Below are 12,477 nucleotides of genomic sequence, written 5' to 3' on the forward strand. Positions count from 1 at the left end.
CGACATGCGAAGGTTATCTTAACCGGACTTTTTTAACATCCTCTATTAGTGTTTGAAATGACGTACGCCAGTGAACACCATAGCAATCCCATAAGTATCTGCCACTTTAATAGAATCTTCATCACGGATTGATCCGCCCGGTTGAATGATTGCTGTAATTCCTGCTTTTGCTGCTTCTTCTAATGTATCTGGCATTGGGAAGAAAGCATCAGATGCAAGCGCGCTACCTTGTGCTTTTTCACCAGCTTGTGTAATTGCGATTTTTGCAGAACCTACACGGTTCATCTGTCCCGCACCGACACCAATTGTCATGTCATCTTTCGCTAAAACAATTGCGTTTGATTTCACATGTTTTACAACTTTCCAAGCTAGTTTTAAATCTTTCCATTCTTGCTCTGAAGGTTCACGTTTCGTTGGAATTGAAATTGTACTTTCATCTAATGATAACGTATCTTCCTCTTGAACGAGAAGTCCACCTTGTACAGAAGTTAGTTTTTTGCTTGCACTTGTCGCTTTTTCAATATTTATAGTTAATAAACGTAAGTTCTTCTTACTTTGCAACACTTCTAAAGCTTCTTGCGAGAACGAAGGTGCGATAACAATTTCTAAGAAAATTTCATGTAACTTTTCTGCTGTAGCTTTATCAATTTCACGATTTGCTGCAATAATACCGCCGAAGATTGATACTGGATCTGCTTCATAAGCACGAGTATATGCTTCGTGAATATTAGTTCCTACTCCAACACCACATGGATTCATATGCTTTACTGCTACTACTGCTGGTTCTGTAAATTCTTTTACGATGCTAAGCGCTGCGTCTGCATCATTAATATTGTTATACGATAATTCCTTACCGTGTAATTGTTCTGCGTATGCAACAGAAGACGTTGCTGCGAATGGCGCTTTATAGAAAGTTGCTTTTTGATGTGGGTTCTCGCCATAGCGTAAGTCTTGCTTTTTCTCAAATGTCACAGTTAATGTTTCTGGACTTTCTTCACCCATTTGCTCTGTTAAGTAGTTAGAAATTAACGCATCATACGCTGCTGTATGACGGAATACTTTCGCTGCTAGTTTACGTTTTGTTTCCTCTGCTACTTCACCGTTCTCTTTCAGTTCTGCTAACACAATATCATAATCTACTGGATCTACAATTACCGATACGAATTTATGATTTTTCGCAGCAGAGCGAATCATTGTTGGGCCACCGATATCAATATTTTCAATTGCATCAGCAAATGTTACATCAGGCTTAGCGATTGTTTCTTTAAATGGGTATAAGTTAACAACAACAAAGTCAATTGGCTCTATACCTAACTCATTCATTTGTGTTACATGTGTTTCATTATCACGAACTGCTAATAGACCACCATGAATATTTGGATGTAATGTTTTCACACGGCCATCCATAATTTCAGGGAAACCAGTTACTTCAGAAATGCCGATTACTTGTAAGCCATTTTCTTCTAGTAACTTTTTCGTACCACCTGTTGAAATAACTTCAATCCCTTGTTCTAGTAACCCTTTAACAAATTCTACTACTCCTGTTTTATCTGAAACACTTACTAATGCACGCTTTTTCATTTATCCTTCACCCCTGGTTGTATGTTAGTTAACAGTTGATTCTTTCACAGACTGAACAATTTGATTCACTGTATTTACGTATAATTTATGTTCAACTTGTTGAATTTTCTTTTGTAAGCTTTCTCTCGTATCCCCTTCAGAAACAACCACTGCTTCTTGTGCAATAATTGGCCCTGTATCCATACCTGCATCTACATAATGAATTGTTACTCCAGTTACTTTCACACCTGCTTCTAACGCTTGACCGACAGCATCTTTACCCGGAAAGCTCGGTAGTAATGATGGATGAATATTAATAATCTTCCCGCCGTATGCTTCTAGTAACGTCGGCCCGATTAAACGCATATATCCAGCTAAAATAACATAATCAATTTCATATTCTTCTAGCTTCTTTAATATCTCTTTTTCAAACGCTTCTTTTGACTCATATGCTTTCGCTGAAAAAGCAAAACACGGAATATGATGATAATTTGCCCGTCCAACAGCTCGTGCTTCTGGTTTATCACATACTAATAAACTAATTTCTGCATCCAATCTTTTTTCTTCTACCGCATTAACGAGAGATTGAAAGTTAGATCCACTTCCAGAAGCAAAAACTGCTAATCTACTCATAGTGCTGTGCCCCCATTAAAAGTAACGCCAGCTCCTTGTATAGTACGTCCAATAATACGAGCCATTTCTCCTTGCTCTTCAAGAAGACGAACAACATCTTTTGCATCTTCTTCCTTCACTGCTACTACCATACCAATACCCATGTTAAAAATATTGAACATTTCTTTCTCTTCCAGTTTTCCAACTTCTTGAAGCAAACTAAAGATCGGCTGAATTTCCCAAGTTCCTAGTTCAATCTCAGCACCGATTCCTTCTGGCAACATGCGTGGAATATTTTCAATAAATCCACCACCTGTAATATGCGCCATACCGTATACTTCATGTTTCTTCAATAGTTCTAAAATAGGTTTGACATAAATTTTCGTTGGTTTTAATAATTCTTCACCAAGAGGTAGTTCTAAGCGGCCATAAATACGCTCTAAAGATAGTTCCCCATCTTCTAATAACACTTTTCGTACTAAAGAGTAACCATTGCTATGAATACCGCTAGATGCTAAGCCAATTAGCACGTGACCAGCTTCAATCTTTTCACCTGTTACAATTTTCTTTTTATCAACAATCCCAACTGTAAAACCAGCTAAATCATATTCTTCCGTAGAATACATTCCTGGCATTTCAGCTGTTTCTCCACCGATTAATGCACAACCAGCTTGGCGACAGCCCTCTGATATACCTTTGACGATGTTTTCAATTTTACTAGGTTCAGCTTTACCACAAGCAATATAATCAAGGAAGAAAAGCGGCTCTGCTCCTTGGACAACAATATCATTTACACACATTGCTACTGCATCAATACCAATTGTGTCATGTTTATCTGCCATAAAAGCGAGCATCAATTTCGTTCCCACGCCATCTGTTCCAGATACTAATACAGGTTCTTCTAATGCAAATTTTGATAGATCAAACATACCTCCAAAACCGCCTAAACCGCCTAGTACTTCTTTTCTCATAGTTGTTTGTACGTGTTTTTTCATGCGAGATACCGCTTCATATCCAGCTTCAATATCTACTCCTGCTTGCTTATATGCATTCGCCATCGTTATTTACACCTCGTCTTTTAATTTCTCCCCATCCAGGGCGGGCTATTTTAAGAAAGGATCTAGCTCCTACATCAAAAGAAGTAGAAGCTTTTCTCACTTTTCTTATTTCATGCTTTCTAAAAGCTCTTGCTCATAATCATAAAGAGCTGTTGGATAGTCCCCATTAAAGTAAGCCATGCATAGGCCGCCATATTTCCCTTCATATGGACGTCCAATTGCATCTACTAATCCATCTTCACTTAAAAATGTTAAAGAATCTGCTCCGATCATTTCACGGATTTCTTCTACTGTATGATTTGCTGCAATTAATTCTTTTCTCGTTTGAATATCAATGCCATAGAAACATGGATATTTCAGAGGTGGTGAAGCAATTCTTACGTGAACTTCTGTCGCTCCAGCCTCACGAAGCATACGAACAATTCGTTTACTTGTCGTTCCTCTTACGATAGAGTCATCAATCATAACAACTCGTTTCCCTTCAACTACACCTCTTACTGCGGAAAGCTTCATCTTAACCCCTTGCTCGCGCAGTTCTTGAGAAGGTTGAATAAACGTACGTCCAACGTAACGATTTTTAATTAATCCTAACTCATATGGAATACCTGTCGCCTCCGCATAGCCAATCGCAGCTGAAATACTAGAGTCTGGTACACCAGTAACAACATCTGCTTCAATAGGAGCTTCTGCCGCTAAACGTTTCCCCATATTCTTACGTGCTGCATGAACATTAACGCCTGCAATATTAGAATCTGGTCGTGCAAAGTAAATATATTCCATACTACAAATTGCATGTTCTACATCGTTTGTGAAACGATCTACGTGAATTCCTTCATCATTAATGATAAGTAATTCACCCGGTTCTACATCACGAATGTATGTTGCACCTACTACATCAAAAGCACATGTTTCTGACGCTACAACGTAAGCATCCCCCATCTTTCCAATTGAAAGCGGACGGAACCCATTCGGATCTAATGCAACGATCATTTCATTTCCAGTTAGTAAAAGATACGCAAACGCACCTTTCACTTTATTTAAAGCCTCTTTTACACTTTCAATTAAAGAATCTTTCGTGCTACGTTTAATAAGATGTAAAAGTACTTCTGTATCTGAACTAGTTTGAAAAATACTGCCCTCTGCTTCTAATTCACGACGAAGCATTTTTGCGTTAATTAAATTTCCGTTATGAGCTAACGCCATACTATGATCGGAAAAACGGAACAACAATGGTTGAACGTTAGCAACTTCACTTCCACCAGCTGTTGCATATCGTACATGTCCGATTGCTGATTTTCCATTTAATCCTTCTAGCTCACCTCTTGAAAACACTTCTGATATTAAACCTAACCCCTTGTGACCGACGATTTTTTCCCCATTATTTACGACAATGCCTGCGCCTTCTTGCCCACGGTGCTGTAAACTGTGCAATCCGTAGTATGAAACTTGTGCTGCATTTTCATGCCCCCAAATTCCGAAAACGCCACATTCTTCGTTTAACCCCTTTATTTCAGCAAGCATGGGATTGCCCCTTTCCAAGCCTTTCTCATTTCATCTACATTTGCTGTAAGTAATACTTCATTTTCTTCATTATGAATTGTTACTTCATTTGTACTTGTTACTTCTCCAACTTGGATTGCTTCTACTGCTTTCTCAAACGCCTCTTTATTTTCACGTTTTACAGTTATCACGAAGCGAGACTGTGATTCAGCGAATAATGCTGCTGTTGCTTCTCCATCTAATTTCACAGTAGCACCTAAGCCTTTAGCACCAATTGCACTTTCTGAAATCGCAACTGCTAAACCACCTTCAGCAACATCATGTGCAGATTGAACAAGACCAGCTTGAATTGCTTCTAATACTTGTTTTTGGCGTTTTAATTCTACATCTAAATCGATACTTGGTGATTGACCGAAAATTTTGCCGTGAATCATTTTCTGTAATTCACTTCCGCCAAACTCAGCTTTCGTCTCACCAATTACATACACTAAATCACCAGCTTGCTTAAACTCTTGTGTTGTTACATGTTTTAAGTCATGCACAAGTCCGACCATCCCAACAGTTGGTGTTGGATATACAGCTTCACCACTACGCTCGTTATACATCGATACGTTTCCGCCGATAACTGGTGTTTGTAATGTGCGACAAGCTTCACTCATACCGTCTACTGATTTCTCAATCTGCCAGAAGATTTCTGGTTTTTCTGGGTTACCGAAGTTTAAGCAATCTGTAATTGCAAGTGGCTCTCCGCCAGAACATACGATATTACGCGCTGCCTCTGCTACTGCAATTTTACCGCCCATCTCTGGGTCTAGATAAATGTAGCGAGAGTTACAATCTGTCGTCATTGCTAATCCTTTTTCTGTACCGCGTACACGTACAACTGCAGCATCTGAACCTGGCGTAACAACTGTGCTTGTGCGAACTTGGTAATCGTATTGATCGTATACCCACTCTTTACTTGCAATTGTTGGTTGCTGTAATAAAGCGAATAACGTTTCTTTATAATTTTCTACTTTTGGCGTTTCCATTTTCATTGCTTGGAATTCAGCAAAGTATGCTGCTTCTTTTGATGGCTTATGATAAATTGGTGCTTCTTCTGCTAAAGCATCTGCTGGAACTTCAGCTACCTTTTCACCTTTATGGAATAAACGAAGCATTTTATCTTCTGTTACTTTCCCCATCGTAACCGCTGCAAGACCATACTTCTCAAATAAATCTACTATTTCTTGTTCTCTACCTTTTTTCACGACAATTAACATACGCTCTTGTGATTCAGATAGCATCATTTCATATGGTGTCATTCCTGTTTCACGCTGTGGTACATCATCTAAGTACATTTCAATACCCATTCCTGCTTTACTTGCCATTTCTGCAGATGATGATGTTAAACCAGCCGCACCCATATCTTGAATTCCAACAAGTGCATCGGATTGAATTAATTCTAAACACGCTTCAATAAGAAGCTTTTCCATAAATGGATCCCCTACTTGAACCGCTGGACGTTTCGCTTCTGAGCTTTCAGATAGTTCTTCCGACGCGAATGTTGCACCGTGAATACCGTCACGACCAGTTGATGCTCCTACGTACATTACTGTGTTACCAGCACCGTGCGCTTGCCCTTTTTTAATGTCTTCGTGGTTAATCAAACCTACGCACATTGCATTTACAAGTGGATTTCCTTCATAACATGGATCAAATTGTACTTCGCCGCCAACAGTCGGAATACCGATGCAGTTACCGTATCCTGCAATTCCTGCTACTACTTCTTCGAATAAATATTTCACACGTGGTGACTGTAATTCACCGAAACGAAGTGAGTTTAATAGAGCTACCGGGCGTGCTCCCATAGAGAATACGTCACGAATAATACCACCAACACCTGTTGCAGCTCCTTGATATGGTTCAATAGCTGAAGGATGGTTATGACTTTCCATTTTAAATACAACTGCTTGATTATCACCGATATCTACAATTCCAGCACCTTCTCCAGGTCCTTGCAGAACGCGCTCACCTGTAGTTGGAAACTTACGAAGAACTGGTTTCGAATTTTTATAACTACAATGTTCAGACCACATTACAGAGAATAACCCTGTTTCTGTATAATTTGGCAGACGACCTAAAATCTTTTCAACCATGGCAAACTCTTCGTCTGTTAGCCCCATTTCCGCATATATACGCTCTTCTTTAATTTGTGTTGGATTTGGTTCAAGCATTAACGACATATGTTTCCCTCCACTGTTTTAAGATAGATTGAAAGACTTTTAACCCTTCAGCACCGCCAAGTAATTCATCTACAGCACGCTCTGGATGTGGCATCATACCAAGTACATTTCCTTTTTCATTTACAATACCAGCAATATCTGAAACGCTACCGTTAGGGTTTTCTACGTAACGGAATGCGATTTGATTGTTCTCTTCTAATTGTTTAAGCGTCGCTTCATCACAATAGTAATTCCCCTCACCATGCGCGATTGGAATATTAATTACTTCATCTTTTCCATATTGTGATGTAAACATCGTTTCATTATTTTCAACACGCAACTGAACAGTGCGACACATAAATTTTAAGTTTTCGTTTCTCATTAACGCTCCTGGTAGTAATCCTGATTCAACAAGAATCTGGAATCCATTACATACACCTAAAATCGGCTTTCCTTGCTCAGCAGCTTTTTGCACTGCTTTCATTGCATTAGCAAAGCGAGAGATAGCACCGCAGCGTAAGTAGTCACCATAAGAAAATCCACCTGGTAGTAGAATTGCATCATATTCATCTAGATTCTCTGTATCGTGCCAAACGTAATCTACTTCTTCGCCAAGCTCATCTTTAATTGCATGGAACATATCGACATCACAGTTCGAACCCGGAAATACTATTACGGCAAATTTCACTGTGCGACAACCTCCTCAACTTCATAACGGAAGTCTTCCATTACAACGTTCGCTAATAGTTTTTCACACATTTCCTTTACCTTGCTATCTAAATCAGATACAGATTTATCAATTGTTAGTTCCATGTACTTTCCGATTCGAACATCTTGTACTTCTGTGAATGAAAGACTATGAAGTGCTCCTTTTACTGCTGTTCCTTGTGGATCTAATACGCTTTCTCTTAATGTTACATATACCTTAACTTTATACATGTGAAATTCCCCCTAAACGTTTTAAAATCTCTTCATAAGCATCTGTTAAATTTCCAAGATCACGACGGAATACGTCTTTATCAAACTTTTCATTGCTCGTTTCATCCCATAAACGGCAAGTATCCGGTGAAATTTCATCCGCTAAAATGATTTCTCCTTCTTCCGTTACACCAAACTCTAATTTGAAATCTACTAATCTTACACGACAGCTTGCGAAATGATCAATCAACACTTGATTGATTTGTAGAGCCATATCTCGTAATACACTTACTTGCTCTGGTGATGCAACGTTTAATACACGAATATGATCTTCCGTTACAAGCGGATCTCCTAAATCATCATCTTTGAAGTAAAATTCTACGATTGGTTCTGCAAGTACAGTTCCCTCTTCCATTCCTAATCGTTTTGAAAGACTTCCTGCAATTACATTTCTTGTGACAACTTCTAAAGGAATAATACTCACTTTTTTAACAAGTTGTTCTGTTTCAGATAACTTCTCAACAAAATGTGTTTTAATTCCCACTTCTTGTAACTTTCTGAACAATAAAGTTGTAATTTCATTGTTCAAACGACCTTTTCCTGTAATCGTCTCTTTTTTCTCCCCATTGAAAGCAGTCGCACTATCTTTGTACTCTACCCAAACCATATCTGCTGATTCTGTACGATAAATTCTTTTTGCCTTACCTTCATACAGCAATTCTAGCTTTTGCATTTCGCAAGCCCCCTGTAGTTTGAAAAATGTGAATAATGTTTTTATAAAGAATGGCACAGAATGACTCTATTCTGTGCCATATGAAATTTTACGCTTCGTTTAATCCAAGGCGTTCAAAGATTGTATCAACGTGTTGCATATGATGCTCATAGTTGAAGCATTCATTAATTTCTTCTTGTGTTAACTTGCTTGTAATACGCTCATCAGCTTCTACAAGCTCTTTAAATTGTACTTGTGTTTCCCAGGCTTCCATCGCTTTAGGCTGTACGATATCATAAGCTTCTTCACGTACCATACCTTTGTCGATTAGTGTAAGCATTACGCGCTGAGAATAAATTAAGCCGTATGTTCTTGTCATATTGCGTTTCATATTCTCTGGGTATACAGTTAAGTTTTTAACGATATTACCAAAGCGATTTAACATGTAATTTAATGCGATTGTAGCATCTGGTAAAATTACACGTTCTGCCGAAGAGTGAGAAATGTCACGCTCATGCCATAATGGAACATTTTCGTAAGCTGTCATCATATAACCGCGGATAACACGAGCTAAACCAGTCATATTTTCAGAACCAATTGGATTACGTTTATGTGGCATTGCAGAAGAACCTTTTTGACCTTTTGCGAAAGCTTCTTCAACTTCACGTGTTTCACTCTTTTGTAAACCACGAATCTCAACTGCCATCTTTTCGATAGATGTTGCAATTAGTGCAAGTGTTGACATGTAGTGTGCGTGACGATCACGTTGCAATGTTTGTGTTGAAATTGGTGCTGCTTCTAATCCTAAGTTTTCACAAACATATTTTTCTACGAATGGATCGATATTTGCATATGTACCAACCGCACCAGATAGTTTACCAACACGAACTGTATCAGCAGCTTGTTTGAAACGCTCTACGTTACGTTTCATTTCTTCATACCAAAGACCAAGTTTTAAACCAAATGTTGTTGGTTCTGCATGAACACCATGTGTTCTTCCCATCATGATTGTGTATTTATGCTCTTTCGCTTTGTTAGCTAAAATGCTTACAAAGTTCTCTAAGTCTTTTAATATAATTTCATTCGCTTGTTTTAAGATGTAAGATAATGCTGTATCTACTACGTCTGTAGATGTTAAACCGTAATGAACCCATTTACGTTCCTCACCTAATGCTGGCGTTTCTGATACAGCACGAGTGAATGCAACTACGTCATGACGTGTTTCTTTTTCAATTTCATAAATACGATCAATATCAAATGATGCATGCTCACGAATTTTCTTAACATCTTCTTTTGGAATATCGCCAAGCTCAGCCCATGCTTCACAAGCTAAAATCTCAACTTCTAACCATGCTTTAAATTTGTTCTCTTCCGTCCAAATTGCACCCATTTCTGGGCGTGTATAACGACTAATCATCTTTTTCCCTCCAACAGTTGTTCTTGATGGTCCCAAATATGCAAACTCTTCGCTTTTTCTAGAGCGACTTCAATATTATCATTTAAAATATTAACATGCCCCATTTTTCGCTGTGCTTTTGCTTCTTCTTTTCCATACAAGTGTAAATAGCACCCGGTTAATCTATTCACTTGTCTTAGGACCCCTTCTATATGTTCGCCTAAAATGTTTACCATGACAACTGGTTTTAACAAATTTGTTTCTCCTAGAGGTAAATTACAGATTGCTCGAATATGTTGACCAAATTGACTCGTCTCACATGCATCCTGTGTATAGTGTCCTGAATTGTGAGGTCTTGGCGCTAATTCATTAATATAAATCTCACCATTATCTGTAGCAAACATCTCTACAGCTAGTGTTCCCACAAGTTCTAATTCATCCGCAAGTACCTTTGCATAAGCAATTGCTTTTTGAGAAAGCTCTTCTGTAATGCGAGCTGGAACGATAGATTCATGTAAAATGTTATTTACATGAATATTTTCTGCTACTGGAAACACTTTTGTTTCACCACTTACACTACGAATCACAATAACTGATACTTCTTTTTCAAAAGGCACCCATTTCTCTAAAATACATTCTGCTTTATCCACAAGATTTCTTGCTGTCTCAACATCAGCTTCACTTCTTAAAACAACTTGTCCTTTCCCATCATATCCACCTGTCGTCGTTTTTAAGACGGAAGGGAATGATAACTCAGCAATTGCTTCTGTAAGCTGATCTTGATTTTGAACTAATCTATACGTTGCTACTGGTAACCCAGCCTTCTCAATCGCATTCTTTTCTGTAAAACGATTTTGCGTTGTATTTAACAACTGACTACCTTGTGGTAAGTACGCATGTTTTTCAAGCCATTGTAAACATCTATAATCAATATTCTCAAATTCATATGTGACAACATCACTTATCTCTGCTAAATGCTGAATTGCTTTTAAATCATCATATGGTGCAACAATTTCAATATCAGCAACTTGTGCACATGGTGAATGCTTTGTAGGATCTAAAACAGCAATTTTATATCCCATTTCCTTAGCTGCCAATGCCATCATTCTTCCTAGCTGGCCGCCTCCAATAATACCGATTGTTTTTCCAGGTAAAATGATCCTCGTCATACTAGCTCACTACCTTCACGCACATCTTTTTCAATCGCTTCTCGTCTCAATTCTAATGCATCATGTATATCATCATGGAATGATCCAAGTATTTGTGCGGCAAGTAATCCAGCATTCGTTGAACCGGCTTTACCAATTGCAACAGTTGCAACTGGAACACCTCCTGGCATTTGGACGATGGATAATAATGAATCTAAGCCGTTTAATGCTTTTGATTGAACTGGAACTCCAATTACAGGAAGATTTGTCTTCGCTGCAACCATTCCTGGTAAATGTGCTGCTCCACCAGCTCCAGCAATAATAACTTTCAATCCACGTTCACGAGCCGTCTCTGCATATTCAAACATATAATCCGGAGTCCGATGAGCGGATACAACTTTTTTCTCATACGGTATATTTAATTCATCTAAAATGTCACAAGCATATTTCATTGTTTCCCAGTCTGACGTGCTTCCCATTATGACTCCAACTAGTGATTTCATATTAGAATCCCCCCGATTCAAATAAAAAAAGCCTGAAATAGAACAGTTTCTCTTTTACTATGAGAGAAAGCGCTCTACTCAGGCATACGTATCCCTTGTGAATAGAAAAATACCGAGTGACTTTCCCTCATAGTCTAACGAATAACGGTCGTTAGGTAGAGACTTGCAGGCCATATCCCCGCGATTATATGAGGTCTTATATTATTGTTTCTATGGTTATATTAACAATATTTCATAAACAATGTCAATAAATAATCGAATGTTTTTTTATTAGTAGTCAATAACGTTCGTGTTTTAGTTATATTCAAAAGAAGAATTGCAACTATATGCAAGAAGAAAAGGGAATTAGAATATATATTTCTAGAGATCTATTTTACGTATAATCGTTTAAATGGCACTTCAGTATGTTTTAAATCAATATATATACACTCTTGTATTATTATAACGATTTAATTTCTAAGGAGGATAACTGTTAAAGAAAGAACTATGCTATTATCCTATTTATTTTTCTCTATTGCAGTAATTTCTGTAATTATTAAATACTTATTTATAGCATCTCATTATTTAAAATATATACTTATGATAGTAATAATTTGTCCTATTTTAAGTATTACTTTAGTGGCATTAGGAAAATCAGGAACACAAAAAATCATTGCTATTATTTTAAACAGTCTCTATTTCATTCTTTTTTCGTCTTTAGCTTTATTAAATTTATGGATTATAGCCTTCGGTAAATAAAAATAAACACAAAAAAACCTAAGTCGAAACGACTTAGGTTTTTGCTTGGCGACGTCCTACTCTCACAGGGACAAGGTCCCAACTACCATCGGCGCTAGAGAGCTTAACTTCCGTGTTCGGTATGGGAA

General features: G+C 37.9%; 12 protein-coding genes, 1 rRNA gene and 1 riboswitch. Of the genes, 1 reads left to right on the forward strand and 12 read right to left on the reverse strand.

All coding sequences use genetic code 11. The annotated features are described in order from the left end of the window. Positions 1–45: 45 nt before the first annotated feature. The 11 genes from purH to purE form a co-directional block, all read right to left on the reverse strand. Entirely contained in the window at positions 46–1,581 is a 1,536-nt protein-coding gene (purH, locus tag AB6801_RS22530) for a bifunctional phosphoribosylaminoimidazolecarboxamide formyltransferase/IMP cyclohydrolase (RefSeq protein WP_000745434.1), read from the reverse strand. 24 nt (positions 1,582–1,605) lie between these two features. Next, positions 1,606–2,193 carry a phosphoribosylglycinamide formyltransferase gene (purN, locus tag AB6801_RS22535; protein ID WP_000088589.1) on the reverse strand — a complete coding sequence of 196 codons (588 nt, stop codon included), beginning with the start codon at positions 2,191–2,193 and terminating at the stop codon, positions 1,606–1,608. After that, on the reverse strand, positions 2,190–3,230 hold the full coding sequence (purM, locus tag AB6801_RS22540; protein ID WP_001262443.1) for a phosphoribosylformylglycinamidine cyclo-ligase: 1,041 nt from the start codon (positions 3,228–3,230) through the stop codon (positions 2,190–2,192). Before purM ends, purN begins: the two co-directional genes overlap by 4 nt. 105 nt (positions 3,231–3,335) lie before the next feature. After that, entirely contained in the window at positions 3,336–4,751 is a 1,416-nt protein-coding gene (purF, locus tag AB6801_RS22545) for an amidophosphoribosyltransferase (RefSeq protein ID WP_000879025.1), read from the reverse strand. Next, positions 4,736–6,955 carry a phosphoribosylformylglycinamidine synthase II gene (gene purL / locus AB6801_RS22550; RefSeq protein ID WP_000055562.1) on the reverse strand — a complete coding sequence of 740 codons (2,220 nt, stop codon included), beginning with the start codon at positions 6,953–6,955 and terminating at the stop codon, positions 4,736–4,738. Before purL ends, purF begins: the two co-directional genes overlap by 16 nt. Then, positions 6,939–7,622: a phosphoribosylformylglycinamidine synthase subunit PurQ gene (purQ, locus tag AB6801_RS22555; RefSeq protein ID WP_000666787.1), complete on the reverse strand. Its 684-nt coding sequence runs from the start codon at positions 7,620–7,622 to the stop codon at positions 6,939–6,941. The genes purL and purQ overlap by 17 nt, the downstream gene beginning before the upstream one ends. Next, positions 7,619–7,873, reverse strand: a complete 255-nt coding sequence (gene purS / locus AB6801_RS22560; RefSeq protein WP_000278823.1) for a phosphoribosylformylglycinamidine synthase subunit PurS — start codon at positions 7,871–7,873, stop codon at positions 7,619–7,621. The genes purQ and purS overlap by 4 nt, the downstream gene beginning before the upstream one ends. Then, on the reverse strand, positions 7,866–8,585 hold the full coding sequence (purC, locus tag AB6801_RS22565; RefSeq protein WP_001170544.1) for a phosphoribosylaminoimidazolesuccinocarboxamide synthase: 720 nt from the start codon (positions 8,583–8,585) through the stop codon (positions 7,866–7,868). The genes purS and purC overlap by 8 nt, the downstream gene beginning before the upstream one ends. Before the next feature lie 88 nt (positions 8,586–8,673). Continuing rightward, positions 8,674–9,981 carry an adenylosuccinate lyase gene (purB, locus tag AB6801_RS22570; protein ID WP_000625682.1) on the reverse strand — a complete coding sequence of 436 codons (1,308 nt, stop codon included), beginning with the start codon at positions 9,979–9,981 and terminating at the stop codon, positions 8,674–8,676. Then, on the reverse strand, positions 9,978–11,129 hold the full coding sequence (purK, locus tag AB6801_RS22575) for a 5-(carboxyamino)imidazole ribonucleotide synthase (protein WP_000196770.1): 1,152 nt from the start codon (positions 11,127–11,129) through the stop codon (positions 9,978–9,980). Before purK ends, purB begins: the two co-directional genes overlap by 4 nt. After that, positions 11,126–11,611, reverse strand: coding sequence for a 5-(carboxyamino)imidazole ribonucleotide mutase (gene purE, locus AB6801_RS22580; protein WP_000839367.1), 486 nt, complete (start codon positions 11,609–11,611; stop codon positions 11,126–11,128). Before purE ends, purK begins: the two co-directional genes overlap by 4 nt. Positions 11,612–11,721: 110 nt before the next feature. Beyond that, positions 11,722–11,823, reverse strand: a riboswitch (purine riboswitch). Between the two features lie 274 nt (positions 11,824–12,097). Between purE and AB6801_RS22585 the strand changes: the two genes are divergently transcribed. Continuing rightward, a complete protein-coding gene (locus AB6801_RS22585) occupies positions 12,098–12,349 on the forward strand; it encodes a hypothetical protein (protein ID WP_000927502.1) in 252 nt (83 codons plus the stop codon). 43 nt (positions 12,350–12,392) lie between these two features. On the opposite strand, the gene rrf is transcribed toward AB6801_RS22585, so the two are convergent. Continuing rightward, positions 12,393–12,477, reverse strand: a 5S ribosomal RNA gene (gene rrf, locus AB6801_RS31285); the annotation flags it as partial.

The organism is Bacillus sp. RCC_6_1 (assembly GCF_041360755.1).
Classification (GTDB): Bacteria; Bacillota; Bacilli; order Bacillales; family Bacillaceae_G; genus Bacillus_A; species Bacillus_A cereus.

Coding starts and splice junctions, on each gene's coding strand:
- purH (WP_000745434.1), bottom strand. CDS start 1,581: ATGAAAAAGCGTGCATTAGTAAGTGTTTCAGATAAAACAGGAGTAGTA.
- purB (WP_000625682.1), bottom strand. CDS start 9,981: ATGATTAGTCGTTATACACGCCCAGAAATGGGTGCAATTTGGACGGAA.
- purC (WP_001170544.1), bottom strand. CDS start 8,585: ATGCAAAAGCTAGAATTGCTGTATGAAGGTAAGGCAAAAAGAATTTAT.
- AB6801_RS22585 (WP_000927502.1), top strand. CDS start 12,098: ATGCTATTATCCTATTTATTTTTCTCTATTGCAGTAATTTCTGTAATT.
- purF (WP_000879025.1), bottom strand. CDS start 4,751: ATGCTTGCTGAAATAAAGGGGTTAAACGAAGAATGTGGCGTTTTCGGA.
- purL (WP_000055562.1), bottom strand. CDS start 6,955: ATGTCGTTAATGCTTGAACCAAATCCAACACAAATTAAAGAAGAGCGT.
- purM (WP_001262443.1), bottom strand. CDS start 3,230: ATGGCGAATGCATATAAGCAAGCAGGAGTAGATATTGAAGCTGGATAT.
- purS (WP_000278823.1), bottom strand. CDS start 7,873: ATGTATAAAGTTAAGGTATATGTAACATTAAGAGAAAGCGTATTAGAT.
- purE (WP_000839367.1), bottom strand. CDS start 11,611: ATGAAATCACTAGTTGGAGTCATAATGGGAAGCACGTCAGACTGGGAA.
- purN (WP_000088589.1), bottom strand. CDS start 2,193: ATGAGTAGATTAGCAGTTTTTGCTTCTGGAAGTGGATCTAACTTTCAA.
- purK (WP_000196770.1), bottom strand. CDS start 11,129: ATGACGAGGATCATTTTACCTGGAAAAACAATCGGTATTATTGGAGGC.